Raw genomic sequence first — 17,166 nt, forward strand, 5'->3', positions numbered from 1 at the left:
TTTCTCACCTAGAGTGCGCTGCCGATAACTGCGGGTCAACGGTCATCATCCGGTTGGCCGAACGTGACTGTCAGCCGATGAAGTCCCCGGTTGCCTTGCGCACCTTGGCAAGCAGCGCGGTGAGCTGCTCGGTCTCCCGCTCGGTCAGGCCGCGCAGGCCGAAGTCGACCGCGGTGACCGCCTCGGTGGCCTGCGCCCGGCGCTCCCGGCCGGACTCGGTGATCTCGGCCAGCGTGGTGCGCCGGTCCGTCGGGTGCGGGATGCGCTTGACCAGGCCGTCGGCCTCCAGGCGATCCACGATGTTGGTGACGCTGGTCGGGTGCAGTTGCAGGCGCTCGCCCATCACCCGCATCGGCAGGCTGCCCCGCTTGGCGAAGGTGAGCAGCACGAGCGCCTCGTAGCGGGCGAAGGTCAGCCCGTACGGCCGCAGCGCACCGTCCACCGCGGACTGCAGGATCTGCTGCACCCGCATGATGCTGGTCACGGCGGCCATCGTGCCGGACGGGCCGATCCGCTCCGCCCACAGCTCGGCCGCGCGGACGATCGGGTCGAACGGCAGCGGTCGAGATCTCATGGGGCTTGAAGCTACCAGTGGGTATCCGGAAGGGTGCGTCCATGCTCATCGCGTTCAGTGTCAGCCCGCTCGGCGGCGAGTCCGACAGCGTCGGCAAGGCGGTCGCGGACGCCGTCCGGGTGGTCCGCGAGTCCGGTCTGCCCAACGAGACCTCGGCGATGTTCACCACGGTGGAGGGCGAGGACTGGGATGAGCTCATGGCGGTGGTGAAGCGCGCCGTCGACGCGGTCGCCGCGCATGCCCCGCGGGTCAGCCTGGTGCTCAAGGCGGACATCCGCCCCGGCTACCGCGGGCAGCTGAAGGCCAAGGTGGACCGGGTCGAGGAGCACCTCGCGACATGACGATCGACCCGCGGGCGATGTGGATCAGGTTCGAGACCTACCACGACGTCACCTACTTCACCCCGGAGTCGCGGGCGGCCACCGACGCGCTCGGCTGCAAGGGCGGGTGGATGGGCTACTTCGGCATGCGGGCCGCCCCGCTCGGGGCGGCATCCCCGGAGCTGATCACCGCGGTGTTCTACAACTTCCACCCGGACCGGGTGGCAAGGGCGATCCCCGACGCCTGGGAGATCGCCTCGCCGGAGGACTTCCTGCGCACCCGACTGTCCGGAGTGGACGGTGCGCTGCGCCGGATGCTGCCGCCCGAGGTGCTCGAGGGCGAACAGCTGGCCGAGGCGGCGGCCCTGCTGCGCACCGCCGCGGAGCACGCGCCGATCGCCGGCCGCCCGCTGGCCGCCGCCAACGCCGCGCTGGAGTGGCCGGCCGAGCCGCACCTGGCGCTGTGGCACGCCACCACCCGGCTGCGCGAGTCCCGCGGCGACGGGCACGTGGCGGCGCTGGTCGCCGCCGGCCTCGACCCGTGCGAGACGCTGGTGATGTTCGGCGCCGACCGCGGGCTGGACGCCGGCTACCTGCAGGTCGCCCGCGGCTGGTCGGCGCGGGAGTGGGAGCGGGCGCAGGCCCGGCTGGTCGACCGGGGACTGCTGACCGAAGGCGGCGAGCCGACCGCCGAGGGCGCGGCGCTGCGCGCCTGGGTCGAGGAGCGGACCGACGCCGGGGCCGCCGTCCCGTGGCTGGCCATCGGCCGGGAGGCGACCGAGCGGGTCGCCGAGCTGCTCACCCCGATCGCCCTGCGCATCGCCGAGCGCAACGAGGCCATGGCCGTCAACCCGCTTGGCCTGTCGCCCGTGGCCGAGCTGTCCGGGCTGATGGCCGAGAGGGCAGGCTGAGCTGCCCGATCTGCCACACGGCCGTCGATGGCCGAGATCGGCCACGGTCGGCCACGGTGATCGGCATGGAAGCGACATCCGAGACCGAGTCCGGCGACGACTGGCTCGCCGGCAGCATGATCGAGTTCGGCGGAGAGATCAGCGAGCGCGTCGACCTGCCGCTCGAGGGCATCGAGTTCGGCGCCGACGACGTGAACGTGGCGTAGGGGAGGCACGGCGATGACACCACCCCGCGTGACGTTCAACGACGAGGAGATGACCCTCACCCTGACCGGGATCGGTGCCGGGTGGACGTTCGAGCAGCTCGGGGAGCTGCGCCTGTTCGACGAGGCCCAGGTCCAGTTCCCGTCGAACTGGGACGAGTTCCAGATCGGCGTCGCCACCCAGGTTGTGCAAAGCAACTGGCGGCTGCGCAGCACGACGTTCCTCGAGCAGTCGCTGCAGGCCGGGATCAGCTACAGCCTGGCAGACGGCGGCAGCGGGCAGATGTCGGCCGACACCCAGCTCATCGAGCACCTGCTGCGCCGGCCGCTGATCAGCATGGACGGCATCTTCACGATCAAGCTCAACGGTGAGGCCAGCGCGCAGGGCTTCTCCGGCGACTTCTACATCGGGCTGGGGATCCGGGGTCAGTTCTGAAGAAGGTCGCTGCGTGCCGCTCGGACTGGCGTGTCAGGATGGATATGTGACACGGCCTGATCCACGTCAAACCGCGGCACTGTCCGCTGCCCTGTCCGGAGCGGTCGATCTGTCCGCGCTCAAAGCCAGGGCCGAGGCCGCCGGCGCCCAGGCGAGTCGATCGGCTTCCGGGCAGGGCGCCGTGCAGCCCGGCAACTATGTCGTCGACGTCACCGAGGCCACCTTCCAGGCCGAGGTGATCGAGCGATCGCTGCAGGTCCCCGTGGTCGTCGACCTCTGGGCGGAGTGGTGTGGACCATGCAAGCAGCTCTCGCCCGTCCTCGAGAAGCTGGCCAACGCCGGGGGCGGGGCCTGGGTGCTGGCGCGGATCGACGTCGACGCCAACCCCAGGATCGCGCAGCTGTTCGGGGTCCAGTCCATCCCGATGGTGGTGGCCATCGCCGGCGGCCAACCGGTCGAGGCGTTCGCCGGGGCCCGGCCGGAGCCGCAGATCCGGCAGTGGCTCGACGGCCTGCTCGACGCGCTGCGCGACCGGCTGCCCGGCATCCGCGCTGCCGAGAACGGCGCCATGTCCGAGCCCCCGCCCGAGGACCCGCGGTTCACCGCCGCCGAGAAGGCCTTCAAGGACGGCGACTTCACCAAGGCCGAAGCCGCCTACGAGCAGATCCTCGCCACCGAACCCAACAACGAGCAGGCCAAGAGCGCCCTCGCCCTGGTCCGCTTCGTGGCCCGCGCATCGGCCACCGATCCGTCGGTCGTCGTGCGCGCCGACACCTCGCCCGACGATCTCGATGCGCAACTCGCCGCCGCCGACATCGAGCTGGCCGAGCAGCGCGTCGAGCAGGCCTTCGCCCGGCTGCTGGGCGCCGTACGGCGGACCTCGGGCGAGGACCGGGACCGGGCCCGCACGCACCTGGTCGGGCTGTTCGAGCTGTTCTCCCCGGAGGACCCGCGGGTGGCCAAGGCCAGGCGGGAGCTGGCGAGCGCGCTGTTCTGAGGGCGGCGCCGGGGCCGGGGTGGGGCCCCAGGGTGGGGGCGTGATGCTTTGGCTGGGCGGCTGGGTGCCGTTGGCGGGTGGCGGTCCCAGGGGCGGCGGCTGCGGGGTGGGGCGCCGGGCTTTGGGTGGTGGTCGAGTTGAGTGGGCGGCCGCAGTTCCGATGGGTGCTGCTCAGTTGCCGATCTCGGTGCAGCGGCCGGAGCCTTCGAAGTAGCCGACCCGGAACGCCTCCACCCGGGCGAAGCCGACCTTGGTTGCGGTGCCTTTGACGTCGGCTGCGATGAGGCTGTTGTCCTGCAACAGCTCGGCGACGGCTTCGTCGAGGTCGCCGACGGCGAGGCGGAGGGCGGGGCCGGGTTTGTCGACGAAGCCGGCCCAGGCGCCGGTGAGGCAGGCGGTGCGGAGGCCGACGTCTTCGCCTTCGAGGGGGGCGCCGATGGACTTCTGGATCGCCAGGGCGTAGCGGGAGGCGACTTCGGCGAAGGCGGCGAAGTCGCCGATGCCGGTGCTATCGGCGCCGGGTGGGGCGGTGCGCTTGGGTGGGGTGGCGATCTCCTTGAGCTTGGGGAGATCCATGGCGACGACGTTCTCGTCCGGGCAGAAGGCGACGGGGGAGGTGGCGTCGCCGCTGTCGCATCGGGCGCCGTCGTTGTTGAGCTCGGGTGGGGTGGCGCCGTTGTCCTTGAAGGCCTCGTCGAGGCTCTGCTTGAAGAGCTCGAGGACGCGAGGGTCGGTGATGTCGGCTTCGCCCTGGGTCTTCTCGTCGTCCTCGGAGCGTTCTTTCTCGGCGATGCGGTCGTTGATCTCCTTGGGGTCCATCTGGGCGCAGCGTTTCGGGCCTTTGGTGTAGCCCTCCTGGAAGGCGAAGACGCGGTCGAAGGCGAGGCCGTGGGCGCCGCGGGTGTTGGCGGACAGGCCGGCCGGGTCGCGGATGAAGAACATCGTGGCGAGGACCTTGTTCAGGCCTTCGCCGGTGTTGATCTGGAAGTGCTTGGACTTGCCCTCGGCGACGTGGGCGAAGAAGTTGCCGGCGTAGCAGTCCGCCTGCTGCTCCTTGACGATGGTCGGAGTGCTTTGGCTGATGTTGCTCTTCTCCAGCAGCCGGAACTGGATGGCGTGGCCCATCTCGTGGGCCAGCACGGTGACCACCGCCATCGGGCCGAACTGCTTGTCCAGGAAGGGAAGCAGGACGCCGCGGTCCCAGGAGATGCTGTCGTCGCGGCCGCAGTAGAACGCGTTGACCAGGCCCGCGGTGCTCTCGCCGCAGACCCGGATGGGCGTGCCGTCCGAGTCGTAGGACACCAGCCGTTTGAGGGGCTCGAACTGCTCGTCGAAGTCGGCCGGCAGCCGCTCGCCCCAGTAGTCGTAGAGGTCGGACACGGCGTTGATGGCGAGGCGGTCCATCTCGCTCCCGTCGCCGTTCTCGACCTCGAGCTGGGCGTCGGGGACCCCTTCGCGCGGTCCGCTCGGGCCGTCGGTGAGCGGTTTGCCCCCGACGGTCTTCGTGTCGATCTCCCCGACCGCGCGGGCCTTGCCGGCGACCGGCGTGCCGGCGCAGCCACCGAGCTGTGCGATCATGAGCACGGCCGCGGCCAGCCCGATCCCCGCGCGTACCAGGCGCCCCCTGACTATCTGCACAGTTCGGCACCTTACTTGCCGGGGACGGCCGGCGTGGGGACATCTACAGGTTGCAGGCCTTGGCGCCCTGCAGGGTGCCGGCCCGGAACACCGACACCCGTTCGAAGCCGGTGGGCAGGGCGCGGCCGGCGTTGTCGCGGCCGGCGTAGTCGTAGCGGAGCAGGACGGCGATGGCCTCGTCGAGGTCGCCGGGGGACAGCGCGAAGCCGGTCTGGCGGCTGATCAGGGTGCCGGTGTAGGAGCCGGCCAGGCACAGCACCTGGCGCTGGGCGTCGGCGCCGTCGAGCGGCTTGCCGAGGATGGATATGGCCGCCATGCCGAACCGGCTGGCCAGGATCGTGCCGGTGGCGTAGTCGCCGATGTCGGCGTGCAGCTCGGGCAGCGTGCCCCGGGTGGCGATGTCGATCTCCCCGCCGCCCGGGCAGAACGCGATCGGCCCCTGGTCGCCGGCGCACTTCGGGTTGTCCTCGATGGGACGCAGCGCCGGCTTGGCCCACTGCTTGCCGCGCTCGGCGACGACCGCACCGAAGTAGGTGTTCAGGTCGTCGGTCATCGACTCAAGCAGCTGGTCGAACGGCAGGTTGCCGCCGCGCTCCTGATCGTCGGCGGACAGGAAGCCGCGCAGCGTGAACGTCCGGTTGTCCACGCTCATCGCGGCGCACAGCGGGGCGCCCTTGTCGTAGCCGTCCAGGAACGCCGACACCCGGTCGAACGCGTCGCCGTGCGCGCCCTTGTCGGTCTGCTCGGTGCCGATCGGATCGCGGAACGTGGTCAGCGACTGCAGCGCGGAGTCCAGCCGGTCCATGCCGGCCTGCAGATGCGCCCCCTTGCCGTCGGCCACCCAGCGCACGAACGCGCCGGCGTAGCAGTCGGCCTGCGCCTCGATCAGGATCGTCGGGTACTTGTCCGGGTTGCGGCGCTGCTCGGCGACGGTGAGCCCGGCCCGCCGCTGCACCGCGTGGCCCATCTCGTGGGACAGCACGAGCATGACCGCGGCCTCGCCGAACCGGTCCTTGAGCACCGGCAGCAGCGCCGACCGGTCCCAGGCGATCACGTCCTCGGTGGGGCAGTAGAACGCGTTGCCCTCCACGTCCGACGAGATCCGCACGCACGGCGGCGCCGGGCTGGTCTCGTCGGCGGTGTCCACCGAGTAGAACCCACCGGCGAGGTCCTTCCACGGCTTGTCGAACGTGGCCGGAAAGCTCTCCCGCCAGAACGTCAGCAGATCCGTGACGACCGTGGCGGCCAGCACATCGATCTCGCCGCCGTCGGTGTTCTTCACGAACGAGGGATCCACCCCGGGCGTGTTCGGATCGGTCTTGGTGACCGATCCCCCGGCGACCGGGCTGCCGGGCACGTTGCTGGTGCAGGCGAGCGCGACGGCGGCGACCACGAGGAGCACGGCGACCCGGACGGTGTGCACCCCTTCAGTGTGCCCCGATCCCATGGCCTACATCGGTGATTCGTCCGGAACCAGCCAGATCACGCCCTGCGGCGGCAGTTGCAGCAGCGCCGACGCCGGACGCCCGTGCCATGGCCGGTCCTGCGCCTCGATCGCGCCCATGTTGCCGACGCCGGAGCCGCCGTAGGCCTGCGCGTCGGTGTTGAGAATCTCCAGCCAGCGGCCGGCCCGTGGCAGCCCCACCCGGTAGTTGTGGTGCGGCATGCCGGCGAAGTTGGCCACGCAGGCAAGCACGGCCTCCGGCCGGTCCGGGGCCAGGCGCAGGAAGCTGACCACGTTGCCGGCCGAGTCGTTGGCGTCGATCCAGGAGAAGCCCTCCGGGCGGGTGTCGGCGGCGTACAGCGCGGGATGCGCGCGGTAGGCGGCGTTGAGGTCGGCGACCAGCGCGCGGATGCCGGCGTGCCGCGGGTCGCCGAGCAGCTCCCACTCCAGCGAGCGGCTCTCGGACCACTCGCCGATCTGGCCGAACTCCCCGCCCATGAACAGCAGCTGCTTTCCGGGATGGGCCCACATGTAGGTCAGCAGGGCACGCAGCCCTGCGGCCTTGTTCCAGTCGTCGCCGGGCATCCGGGTCCACAGCGAGCCCTTGCCGTGCACCACCTCGTCGTGCGACAGCGGCAGCACGTAGTTCTCGCTCCAGGCGTACATCAGGGAGAACGTCAGCTCGTTGTGGTGGTACGAGCGGTGCACCGGGTCGTGGCCGACGTAGCGCAGGGTGTCGTGCATCCAGCCCATGTTCCACTTGAAGCCGAAGCCGAGCCCGCCCACGTGCGTCGGCCGGGACACGCCCGGCCAGGCCGTGGACTCCTCGGCCACCATGATGACGCCCGGGTGGTGCTTGTAGACGGTCGCGTTGAGCTCCTGCAGGAACCGCACCGCGTCCAGGTTCTCCCGTCCACCGTGGACATTCGGCGTCCACTGGCCCGGCTTGCGGGAGTAGTCCAGGTACAGCATCGAGGCGACGGCGTCCACCCGCAGCCCGTCGACGTGGAACTGGTCGATCCAGTACAGCGCGTTGGCCACCAGGAAGTTGCGCACCTCGTTGCGCCCGAAGTCGAACACCAGCGTGCCCCAGTCGGGGTGCTCGCCGCGGTGCGGGTCGGAGTGCTCGTAGAGCGGGGTTCCGTCGAACCGGGCCAGCGCCCAGATGTCGCGCGGGAAGTGCGCCGGCACCCAGTCCATGAGCACGCCGATGCCGCGCTGGTGCAGCGTGTCGACGAAGTAGCGGAACTCGTCCGGCGGGCCGAACCGGGCGGTCGGCGCGTAGTAGGAGGTGACCTGGTAGCCCCATGAGCCGCCGAACGGGTGCTCGGCCACGGGCAGCAGCTCGACGTGGGTGAACCCGTTGTCGTCGAGGTAGTCGGCCAGCTGATCGGCCAGCTCCCGGTAGCCGAGGCCCGGCCGCCACGAGCCGAGGTGCACCTCGTAGACGCTCATCGGCGCCGCGGTCCAGTCGGTCGCCCTGCGCTTGGCCAGCCAGGCGTCGTCCCCCCACGTGTAGTCCGAAATGGACACTACGGACGCGGTGGCCGGCGGGACCTCGGTGGCGAACGCCAGCGGGTCGGCCTTCTCGTGCCAGCGGCCGTCCGGTCCGTGGATGCGGAACTTGTACCGGGTGCCGGGCGGCAGGCCGGGGATGAACAGCTCCCACACCCCGGACGAGCCGAGTGAGCGCATCGGGTTGGCCCGGCCGTCCCAGCCGTCGAAGTCGCCGGCCACCCGGACGCCGAGCGCGTTGGGCGCCCAGACGGCGAACGAGGTGCCGGTCACCACGCCGCTCACGGTCTCGTACGACCGCACGTGCGCGCCGAGTGCCTCCCACAGCCGCTCGTGCCGGCCCTCGCCGATCAGGTGCAGGTCGATCTCGCCGAGCGTGGGCAGCCACCGGTACGGGTCGTCCACGACGACCGCGCCGTGGCCGTAGTCGACCTCGAGCAGGTACTCGTTGGGCGGCTCGGGCAGCTGCCCGGCGAACAGCCCGTCGGCCAGCTCGTCGAGCGGGAACCGGTTCTCCCCGGCGATCAGCGTGACGCTCCTGGCGCCCGGCCGCAGCGCGCGGGCCACCGTGGTGCCGGCATGGTCGGAATGCACGCCCAGCAGGGAGTGCGGGTCGTGGTGCGCGCCGGCCAGCAGGCGCTCGAGGTCCGCGGACGGGGGCAGTACCGGTCGTAGCCTCTGTAGCTTCTGCTTTTCCACTGGTTCATTCTCGCCGCAGAGCCCGAGCCTCGCCGAACGCCACCGCGCCTGGTCAGCTGCCGGAGATGTACGAGGCGAGCTGCTCTCGGTCGCTCTCCAGCTCGGTGATGCGGCTCTTGACCACGTCGCCGATGCTGACGATGCCGGCGAGGCGGCCGTCCACGATCACCGGCATGTGCCGGATCCGGCGCTCGGTCATGGTCGCGGCCAGGCTGTCCACGCTGTCGGCGGGCGTGCAGGTCACCACCGAGGTGGTCATGATCTGCGACACCGGGTCGTTGAGCAGCTCGGCGCCGCGCTCGTTGAGCCGGCGGACGATGTCGCGCTCGGACACGATGCCGACCACGGCGTCGTTGTCCACCACGACCATGGCGCCCACGTTGTGCCGGGCCAGCTCACCGATCAGCCCGCCGACCGTGGTCGCCGGGTCGACCGTGGCCACGGCGTCGCCCTTGCCGCGCAGCACATCCGAGATCCGCATCTGGACACCCCGATCCTGTCCGAGTCGCAGCTACTCCGAGTAAATCCCCGATGTCGATCAGGTTAGCCAGCTCGGGCGCCTTCGGAAAGTCGCCAGCGGGATGGCCAGCCAGTCCGGCCGGTAGTGGTGCTCGAGGGCCACCTCGTAGACGGCCTTGTCCAGCTCGAGCGCCCGCAGGAGCAGCGGCTGGCTGCGCGGGTCGAAGGCCACCTTGGCGTACCCCTCGCAGAACGCCGCCTGGTTGCGGTCGGCCCACTCGGCGGCCCTGGCCAGCAGCTGCCGGTCGTCCTCGCCGCCGGCGAGCAGGTGGAACGCCGCGTACTCGAACGAGCGCAGCATCCCGGCGATGTCCCGCAGCGGCGAGCGCAGTGCCCGCCGGTGCTCGACGTCGGCGTCCGGCTCGCCCTCGAAGTCGATCAGCACCCAGCCGGCCGTGCTGCGCAGCACCTGCCCGAGATGCAGGTCGCCGTGCACGTGCTGGACCTCGACCGGCGTGTCGAGCCCGCGGACGGCGTCGAACGCCGCGCGCAGCAGGCCCTCGTGCTCGCGCAGCTCGGGCACCTCGGCCAGCACCGCGTCCAGCCGGCCGTGCATGGCCTCCACCCGGTTGCCGATGTCCTCCGGCTGGACGATCTCCGTGCCCAGCGTCGCGGCCAGGTCGGCGTGCACCTCGGCCACGGCGACCCCGAGCCGGTTGGCCTCGCCGGCGAAGTCGCCGCCCACCTCGTCGGCGTGCAGATCGGCCTCGGCCAGCAGGTCGCGCACGCTGGCGGTCGCGGTGGCCCAGCCCTCGACGGCGTCCGGCAGGAACTGCTGCAGGAAGCCGAACGTCGTGCCCTCGCCCTCGATGGTGCCGAGCGGCTCGGCGATGTGGGTGCTCCCGGCGTCGTGCAGCGCCCGGTGCAGCTCGACGTCCCGGTTGGGTCCGGGCGAGGGGCGGCGGAACAGCTTCAGGATGTAGTTCTGGCCGTAGATCACCGAGGTGTTGCTCTGCTCGGCCCCGATCGGCCGGGCCCGCAGCCCGCGCTCCAGCGTCGTCCACGGCTCGTGCCGGAACCGCAGCCCGCCGCGGTCGGCGTTGCCGGCGAGCAGCTCGAGCAGCTGCCCCATCAGCTCGGCGTCGTGCGGCGCGTCGTACACGTGCACGCCGTGCACCTGCCCGATGACCGCGTGCCCGATGTGGTCGACCAGCTCCGAGCGGACCCCGAGAAGCAGGTGGTAGGCCTCGCCGTCCACGCTCACCAGCGCCTGCACCAGGCCCGGGTCGCCGTCGATGATCGTGGCCGCGTGCCGTACCTCGACGACCGCGGCGCCCTTGCGCTTGGCCGCGAACCACCGCTGACCCGGCAGCCACTGCCGGATCGGCTCGGTCAGGTCGCCCACCAGCGTGGTCGGTTGCATGCACGTCACGGTGTCTCGCCTTCCTCCCCCTGCGAGGTGATCTGGAACCAGTAGAAGCCGTGGCCAGGGAGGGTCAGCAAGTAGGACAGCTCACCGATGGGTGGGAACGGTACGCCGCCGGTCAACTCGACCGGGGTGCACCCCGCGTGGTCGGACAGGTCGAGCTCCACCGGCTGCGGGAAGCGGGAGAGGTTGTTCACGCACACCACCAGGTCCTCCTCGCCGCTCGGGTCGACCCAGCGGCGCAGGTAGGCCAGCACGCTGGGGTTGGACGAGCCGAGCTCGATGAAGTCGCCGAGCCCGAACGCCGTGTGCTGGCGGCGAACCTGCAGCATCCGCCTCGTCCAGTGCAGCAGCGAGGACGTGCTGTTGGACTGTGCCTCGACGTTGACGCCCTGGTAGCCGTAGATCGGGTCCATGATCACCGGCAGGTACAGCCGGCCGGGGTCGCAGCGGGAGAAGCCGGCGTTGCGGTCCGGGGTCCACTGCATCGGGGTGCGCACGCCGTCGCGGTCGCCGAGCCAGATGTTGTCGCCCATCCCGATCTCGTCGCCGTAGTAGAGCACCGGCGAGCCGGGCAGGGACAGCAGCAGCGCGGTGAACAGCTCCTGCTGGTTGCGGTCGTTGTCCAGCAGCGGGGCCAGCCGGCGCCGGATGCCGATGTTCGCCTTCATCCGGGGATCCTTGGCGTACTCGGCCCACATGTAGTCGCGCTCGTCGTCGGTGACCATCTCCAGGGTCAGCTCGTCGTGGTTGCGCAGGAAGATGCCCCACTGGCAGCCGGACGGGATCGGCGGCGTCTGGGCCAGGATCTCCGAGATCGGGAACCGGGATTCGCGGCGCACCGCCATGAAGATGCGCGGCATCAACGGAAAGTGGAAGGCCATGTGGCATTCGTCACCGCCGACCGCGGGATCGCCGAAGTACTCCACCACGTCGGCCGGCCACTGGTTGGCCTCGGCCAGCAGCACCCGGCCCGGGTACTCGTCGTCGACCACCTTGCGGCACCGCTTGAGGAACTCGTGCGTGCGCGGGAGGTTCTCGCAGTTGGTGCCCTCCTCCTCGAACAGGTACGGCACCGCGTCCAACCGGTAGCCGTCGATGCCGAGGTCCAGCCAGAACCGGATGACGTCCAGCATCGCTTCCTGGACTTCGGGGTTGGCGTAGTTGAGGTCGGGCTGGTGGGAGAAGAACCGGTGCCAGTAGAACTGGCCGCGCACCGGGTCGTAGGTCCAGTTCGACGTCTCGGTGTCGACGAAGATGATCCGCGCCTTGGGGTAGCCGGTGTCGGTGTCGGCCCAGACGTAGAAGTCGCCGTACGGGCCGTCCGGGTGGTTGCGCGACTCCTGGAACCACGGGTGCGCCTCGGAGGTGTGGTTGAGCACCAGGTCGGTGATCACCCGGATGCCCCGGCGGTGCGCCTGGTCGAGCAGGTAGACGAAGTCGTCGACGTCGCCGAACTCGGGCAGCACGGCCCGGAAGTCGCTGATGTCGTAGCCGCCGTCGCGCAGCGGGGAGGCGTAGAACGGCGGCAGCCACAGGCAGTCGATGCCGAGCCACTCCAGGTAGTCCAGCTTGTCGGCAAGGCCGCGCAGGTCACCGGTGCCGTCGTTGTCCGAGTCGTTGAACGCGCGGACCAGCACCTCGTAGAAGACGGCGGTTTTGTACCACTGCGGCTCGGCGGGCGCGGAGCGGGCATGCGCGAAATCCCCTGCCTGTGGTTCGACCAGGTGGCCGTCGGCGGTGACCGCCTCCCCGGTGTGCGGCACGCCGTGGAGCCCGAGTGCCGCGTCGGGGCGTGGTTCATCCAGGGGTTCGGTCATGGTTGGACCCATTTCCTACGCGGCCGTCGTTGGTCTACTCCATGGTTATCACGTCGGGCCGGTTTCGCAGGACAACGTGGCTGGACCGGGGCGACATCGTGATCACCCCGATCCGCCGAGAGTCCACTTAGGTCACGCGGTAGGCGACCCGGGTGTCCTTGCCGCCGGATGTTGAGCTTCTGTGGCGGGCGCGAGGCGTCGATAGGGGCTTACGTAGGGCTAGCCGACCCGATATACACGAATTGTGAGCACGTCAATACACGTTGAACCCGTCTCCTATCCCTTCAACGACGCCGCCGGTCTCGAGCTGCACGAGGCCTACGCCGCGGCAAGGGCCGACGCCGGCCTGATCCGGGTCCGGCTGCCGTACGGCGAACCGGCCTGGCTCGCCACCCGCTACGCCGACGTGCGGCAGGTGCTAGGCGACCGGCGGTTCAGCCGCGCCGAGGCGATCCGGCGCGACGAGCCGCGGACGTCCCCGGGGCGGGTGTCGATGGGAATCCTGGCCATGGACCCGCCCGAGCACACCCGGCTGCGCAAGCTGGTGGCCAAGGCGTTCACCATGCGCCGCATCGAACGGCTGCGCCCGCGGGTGCGCGAGCTGGCCGAGACCTCCCTCGACGAGATGGTGTCGCTCGGCCCGCCCGCCGATCTGGTGGAGCGGTTCGCGCTGCCTCTCCCGGTGGCGGTGATCTGCGAGCTGCTCGGCGTGCCGACGACCGACCGGCCCAAGTTCCGGGTGTGGAGCGACGCCATGCTGTCGACCACCCGGCTGACCGCCGAGGAGTTCGAGGCCACCCGGGAGGAGACCCGCGCCTACATGGCGGGGCTGATCGCGATCCGCCGCGCCGAGCCGGCCGACGACCTGATGACCGCGCTGATCGAGGCCAGGGACGAGCACGACCGGCTCTCCGAGCTGGAGCTGGTCGACCTGTGCTGGGGGCTGCTGGTCGCCGGGCACGAGACCACCGCGTCCCAGCTCCCCAACTTCGTCTACGTCCTGCTCCGCAACCCGGACAAGTGGGCCGAGCTGCAGAAGGACCCGGACCTGATCCCGGCCGCCGTCGAGGAGCTGATGCGCTTCGTGCCGCTCGGTGTCGGGTCGGCCTTCGCCCGCTACGCCACGGAGGACGTCGAGGTCGGGGGAGTCCTGGTGCGCGCGGGTGAGCCGGTGCTCGCCGCGGTCAGCTCGGCGAACCGCGACGGCGAGCAGTTCGACGCGCCCGACGAGCTGCGGTTCGACCGCGGGGAGAACCAGCACGTCGGTTTCGGGCACGGTGCGCACCACTGCCTCGGCGCGCAGCTGGCCAGGGTGGAGCTGCAGGAGGCCCTGCGGGTGCTGCTCGCCCGGCTGCCCGGGCTGCACGTGGCCGGGGAGATCGAGTGGAAGACTGGAATGATCATGCGCGCGCCCCGGATGATGCCGGTAGGGTGGTGAGCCCCAGGGTTCTCCCCGCGTGCGCAATTTCCTTACGGGGACACGGATCGCGGGCACCATACCTGGGTGACCACCTTGAAGGACAGCGAGCCCGTCGCCTACCCGTTCGACGATCCGGCCGGGCTCGACGTGGACGACGCGTACGCGGTGGCCCGCGCGGCCGGGATGATCCGGGTCCGGCTTCCCTACGGTGAACCGGTCTGGCTGGTCACGCGGTACGCCGACGCCCGGCTGGTGCTCAGCGACCCGCGGTTCAGCCGGGCCATGGCGACCGAGCGGGACGGGCCGCGGCTGACCGAGGCCCGCGAGGAGCCCGGCCAGATGTTCACCTTGGACCCGCCGGAGCACACCCGGCTGCGCACGCTGGTGGCCAAGGCGTTCACCATGCACCGCGTCGCCCGGCTGCGGCCGCGGGTGCGCGAGCTGGCCGAAGGGTTGGCCGACGAGCTGGTCGCGGCCGGCGCGCCGGCCGACCTCGTCGAGCACTACACGCGCCCGATCCCGGGTTCGGTGATCTGCGAGATGCTCGGCGTGCCCGCCTCCGACCGGCCGCAGTTCCAGGTGTGGAGCGACACCATGATGGCCGGCACCCGGGTGACCCTCGATGAGGTGCTGACCGCCCGCGAGGAGCTGCGCGACTACCTGCACGGGATGATCGAGATCCGCCGGGCCGAGCCGGCCGACGACCTGATGACGGCGCTCATCGAGGCCCGCGACGAGCACGGCCGGCTCTCCGAGCGGGAGCTGATCGACCTGTGCCTGATGCTGCTCATGTCCGGCCTGGAGACCACCGAGACGCAGCTGTCCAGCATCGTCTACACGCTGCTCACCGAGCCGCACCGGTGGGCCCGGCTGCGCGACGACCCGGAGCTGGTCCCGAGCGCGATCGAGGAGCTGCTGCGCTTCCTGCCGCTCGGCACGGCCGGCAGCTTCGTCCGCTACGCCACCGAGGACGTCGCGGTCGGCGACACCCTGGTGCGGGCCGGCGAGCCGGTGCTGGTGGCGCTCGCCGCGGCCAACCGCGACGCCGCCCGGTTCGACGCGCCCGACGAGGTGCGGCTCGCCCGGAGGGACAACTCGCACCTGGGGTTCGGCCACGGCGCGCACCACTGCCTCGGCGCGCAGCTGGCCAGGGTGGAGCTGCAGGAGTCGCTGTGGGTGCTGCTGGCCCGGCTGCCGGGGTTGCACCTGGCCGGCGAGGTCGAGTGGAAGACCGGGATGCTCATCCGCGGTCCGCGGGTGCTGCCGGTCGGGTGGTGAGGCTCAGCGCCGGCCCTCGATGCTCACGATGTGGGCCACCCGGTTCCAGGGCTCGAGCTTGACGTAGTTGGCCTGCCCCCACTCCCAGGTCTCCCCGGACACCTCGTCGCGCACGGCGAACCGGTCGGTCCAGTCGAGCCCCAGCGCCGGGAGGTCGAGCCAGAGGGTGCCCTCCTGGGCGTGGTAGGAGTCGAGGTTGATCACCGTGATCACCTTGTCGCCGCTGCCCGGGTCGGTCTTGGAGTAGGCGATCAGGGCGTCGTTGCTGACGTCGTGGAAGTGCAGGGTGCGCAGCTGCTGCAGGGCGGGGTGGGCGCGGCGGATGGCGTTGAGCCGGGTGATCCACGGCTCGAGGGACCGGCCGTCGGCCAGCGCGGTGGCGTAGTCGCGGGGCCGCAGCTCGTACTTCTCCGAGTTGAGGTACTCCTCGCTGCCCTCCCGGACCGGCTCCCACTCGTACAGCTCGTAGCCGGAGTAGACGCCCCAGGTCGGCGACATCGTGGCGGCCAGCGCGGCGCGCAGCGCGAACATCGCCGGCCCGCCGGTCTGCAGCGAGACGTGCAGGATGTCCGGGGTGTTGACGAACAGGTTGGGCCGCGCCTCGTGGCAGTGCGCCACCAGGTCCACCCCGAACTCGATCAGCTCGTGCTTGAAGGTGCGCCAGGTGAAGTAGGTGTAGGACTGGGTGAAACCCAGGCGGGCCAAGCCGTACAGCCGGGCCGGCCGGGTGAACGCCTCGGACAGGAACAGCACGTCCGGCTCCTGCGCCTTGACCTTGCCGATCAGCCAGTGCCAGAAGTCCGGCGGCTTGGTGTGCGGGTTGTCCACCCGGAAGATCCGCACGCCCTGCGCCACCCAGTGCAGCACGATCCGCAGGCACTCCGCGTAGAGGCCCTTCGGGTCGTTGTCGAAGTTGAGCGGGTAGATGTCCTGGTACTTCTTGGGCGGGTTCTCCGCGTAGGCGATCGTGCCGTCCGGGCGGGTGGTGAACCACTCCGGATGCTCGGTGACCCACGGGTGGTCCGGCGCGCACTGCAGCGCGAAGTCCAGCGCCACCTCCATGCCCAGCTCCTGCGCCCGCGCCACGAACGCCTTGAAGTCGGCCAGCGTGCCAAGGTCGGGGTGGATCGCGTCGTGCCCGCCCTCGGCCGACCCGATGGCCCACGGCGAGCCGACGTCCTCGGGCACGGAGATCACGCTGTTGTTCGGCCCCTTGCGGTTGACCCGGCCGATCGGGTGGATCGGCGGCAGGTACACCACGTCGAAGCCCATCCGCGCGACCCGGTCCAGGTCCTTGGCCGCGGTGGTGAACGTGCCGTGCACCGGCTTGCCGGACTCGTCGACACCGCCGGTGGAGCGCGGGAACAGCTCGTACCAGGAGCCGAACAGCGCGCGCGGCCGGTCCACCCAGATCTCGTACTTCTTGCCCTTGGTGACCAGCTCGCGGATCGGCGTGCCGTGCATGATCTTGTGCACCGGCTCGCCGAGCGCGTCGGCGATCCGCGCGGGCAGCGGCCGGGTCGTGTCGCGCAGCGCCGCCGCGGCCGACCGCAGCAGGACGCGGTCGCCGTGACCGGCGTCGGCGGCCCGCTCCAGCAGCCGGGCGCCGGTCTCCAGGTCGTTGGCCAGCTCGTCGGGGCCCTGCGCCGCGCCGACCTTGACCTCGACGGTGTGCCGCCAGGTGGTCCACGGGTCGGCCCAGGCGTCCACCCGGAACGTCCACCGGCCCTCGGCGTCCGGCACGATCGTGGCGACCCACTGGTCCAGCCCGATGCCGTGCGGAACCATCCGGGTGTGCCGGTCGGCCTTGTCGCCCGGCCCGCGCCAGGACACCGTGGCGGCCACCGCGTCGTGCCCCTCCCGCCACACCGCCGCGTACACCGGAACGTGCTCGCCCACCACGGCCTTGGCGGGGTAGCGACCACAGCTGACCACAGGTGCGACGTCGTCGATGCCAAGGCGCCCGCTCACCGGCTCGGACCTCCCGTCTCGTGATCCCACCGTCAAGTCTGCCCGGCCGGTCTTA

General features: G+C 71.0%; 15 protein-coding genes. 7 read left to right on the forward strand and 8 right to left on the reverse strand.

The window, feature by feature from the left end; translation table 11 throughout:
- Window positions 1-70 precede the first annotated feature (70 nt).
- Entirely contained in the window at window positions 71-574 is a 504-nt protein-coding gene (locus tag VGX25_RS22030) for a MarR family transcriptional regulator (RefSeq protein WP_326919757.1), read from the reverse strand.
- A 41-nt stretch (window positions 575-615) separates the two neighbouring features.
- Between VGX25_RS22030 and VGX25_RS22035 the strand changes: the two genes are divergently transcribed.
- The 5 genes from VGX25_RS22035 to VGX25_RS22055 all read left to right on the forward strand — a co-directional run bounded on the left by VGX25_RS22035 (window position 616) and on the right by VGX25_RS22055 (window position 3,441).
- Window positions 616-915 (forward strand): MTH1187 family thiamine-binding protein, encoded by a 300-nt coding sequence (locus tag VGX25_RS22035; RefSeq protein WP_326919758.1) that lies wholly within the window; start codon window positions 616-618, stop codon window positions 913-915.
- Window positions 912-1,805, forward strand: coding sequence for an SCO6745 family protein (locus VGX25_RS22040; RefSeq protein ID WP_326919759.1), 894 nt, complete (start codon window positions 912-914; stop codon window positions 1,803-1,805). The genes VGX25_RS22035 and VGX25_RS22040 overlap by 4 nt, the downstream gene beginning before the upstream one ends.
- A 65-nt stretch (window positions 1,806-1,870) precedes the next feature.
- Window positions 1,871-2,011, forward strand: coding sequence for a hypothetical protein (locus tag VGX25_RS22045; RefSeq protein WP_326919760.1), 141 nt, complete (start codon window positions 1,871-1,873; stop codon window positions 2,009-2,011).
- Between the two features lie 13 nt (window positions 2,012-2,024).
- On the forward strand, window positions 2,025-2,444 hold the full coding sequence (locus VGX25_RS22050) for a hypothetical protein (protein WP_326919761.1): 420 nt from the start codon (window positions 2,025-2,027) through the stop codon (window positions 2,442-2,444).
- A 46-nt stretch (window positions 2,445-2,490) separates the two neighbouring features.
- Complete coding sequence (locus tag VGX25_RS22055; protein WP_326919762.1) at window positions 2,491-3,441, forward strand: tetratricopeptide repeat protein; 951 nt, start codon at window positions 2,491-2,493, stop codon at window positions 3,439-3,441.
- A 171-nt stretch (window positions 3,442-3,612) separates the two neighbouring features.
- On the opposite strand, the gene VGX25_RS22060 is transcribed toward VGX25_RS22055, so the two are convergent.
- The 6 genes from VGX25_RS22060 to treS are packed head-to-tail and all read right to left on the reverse strand — an operon-like array spanning window position 3,613 to window position 12,442.
- Window positions 3,613-5,079, reverse strand: a complete 1,467-nt coding sequence (locus tag VGX25_RS22060) for a neutral zinc metallopeptidase (RefSeq protein WP_326919763.1) — start codon at window positions 5,077-5,079, stop codon at window positions 3,613-3,615.
- A gap of 43 nt (window positions 5,080-5,122) precedes the next feature.
- A complete protein-coding gene (locus tag VGX25_RS22065; RefSeq protein WP_326919764.1) occupies window positions 5,123-6,502 on the reverse strand; it encodes a neutral zinc metallopeptidase in 1,380 nt (459 codons plus the stop codon).
- 27 nt (window positions 6,503-6,529) lie between these two features.
- Window positions 6,530-8,737, reverse strand: a complete 2,208-nt coding sequence (gene glgB / locus VGX25_RS22070) for a 1,4-alpha-glucan branching protein GlgB (protein WP_326919765.1) — start codon at window positions 8,735-8,737, stop codon at window positions 6,530-6,532.
- Window positions 8,738-8,789: 52 nt separating this feature from the next.
- Window positions 8,790-9,218: a CBS domain-containing protein gene (locus VGX25_RS22075; RefSeq protein ID WP_326919766.1), complete on the reverse strand. Its 429-nt coding sequence runs from the start codon at window positions 9,216-9,218 to the stop codon at window positions 8,790-8,792.
- Between the two features lie 57 nt (window positions 9,219-9,275).
- The gene (locus tag VGX25_RS22080; protein WP_326919767.1) at window positions 9,276-10,619 is read right to left on the reverse strand and encodes a maltokinase N-terminal cap-like domain-containing protein; all 1,344 of its coding nucleotides are present in this window, start codon (window positions 10,617-10,619) and stop codon (window positions 9,276-9,278) included.
- 5 nt (window positions 10,620-10,624) lie between these two features.
- A complete protein-coding gene (treS, locus tag VGX25_RS22085; RefSeq protein WP_326919768.1) occupies window positions 10,625-12,442 on the reverse strand; it encodes a maltose alpha-D-glucosyltransferase in 1,818 nt (605 codons plus the stop codon).
- A 244-nt stretch (window positions 12,443-12,686) separates the two neighbouring features.
- Between treS and VGX25_RS22090 the strand changes: the two genes are divergently transcribed.
- Both VGX25_RS22090 and VGX25_RS22095 read left to right on the forward strand, forming a co-directional pair.
- Window positions 12,687-13,880: a cytochrome P450 gene (locus tag VGX25_RS22090; RefSeq protein WP_326919769.1), complete on the forward strand. Its 1,194-nt coding sequence runs from the start codon at window positions 12,687-12,689 to the stop codon at window positions 13,878-13,880.
- Window positions 13,881-13,946: 66 nt separating this feature from the next.
- Complete coding sequence (locus VGX25_RS22095) at window positions 13,947-15,140, forward strand: cytochrome P450 (protein WP_414635912.1); 1,194 nt, start codon at window positions 13,947-13,949, stop codon at window positions 15,138-15,140.
- Window positions 15,141-15,143: 3 nt separating this feature from the next.
- On the opposite strand, the gene VGX25_RS22100 is transcribed toward VGX25_RS22095, so the two are convergent.
- Window positions 15,144-17,111, reverse strand: a complete 1,968-nt coding sequence (locus VGX25_RS22100; RefSeq protein WP_326919770.1) for an alpha-1,4-glucan--maltose-1-phosphate maltosyltransferase — start codon at window positions 17,109-17,111, stop codon at window positions 15,144-15,146.
- Window positions 17,112-17,166: the final 55 nt, after the last annotated feature.

The sequence above is a fragment of the Actinophytocola sp. genome, assembly GCF_035942955.1.
In the GTDB taxonomy this organism is placed as follows: Bacteria; Actinomycetota; Actinomycetes; order Mycobacteriales; family Pseudonocardiaceae; genus DASYTH01.

Coding starts and splice junctions, on each gene's coding strand:
- treS (WP_326919768.1), bottom strand. CDS start 12,442: ATGACCGAACCCCTGGATGAACCACGCCCCGACGCGGCACTCGGGCTC.
- VGX25_RS22035 (WP_326919758.1), top strand. CDS start 616: ATGCTCATCGCGTTCAGTGTCAGCCCGCTCGGCGGCGAGTCCGACAGC.
- VGX25_RS22075 (WP_326919766.1), bottom strand. CDS start 9,218: ATGCGGATCTCGGATGTGCTGCGCGGCAAGGGCGACGCCGTGGCCACG.
- VGX25_RS22040 (WP_326919759.1), top strand. CDS start 912: ATGACGATCGACCCGCGGGCGATGTGGATCAGGTTCGAGACCTACCAC.
- VGX25_RS22050 (WP_326919761.1), top strand. CDS start 2,025: ATGACACCACCCCGCGTGACGTTCAACGACGAGGAGATGACCCTCACC.
- VGX25_RS22045 (WP_326919760.1), top strand. CDS start 1,871: ATGGAAGCGACATCCGAGACCGAGTCCGGCGACGACTGGCTCGCCGGC.
- VGX25_RS22080 (WP_326919767.1), bottom strand. CDS start 10,619: ATGCAACCGACCACGCTGGTGGGCGACCTGACCGAGCCGATCCGGCAG.
- VGX25_RS22030 (WP_326919757.1), bottom strand. CDS start 574: ATGAGATCTCGACCGCTGCCGTTCGACCCGATCGTCCGCGCGGCCGAG.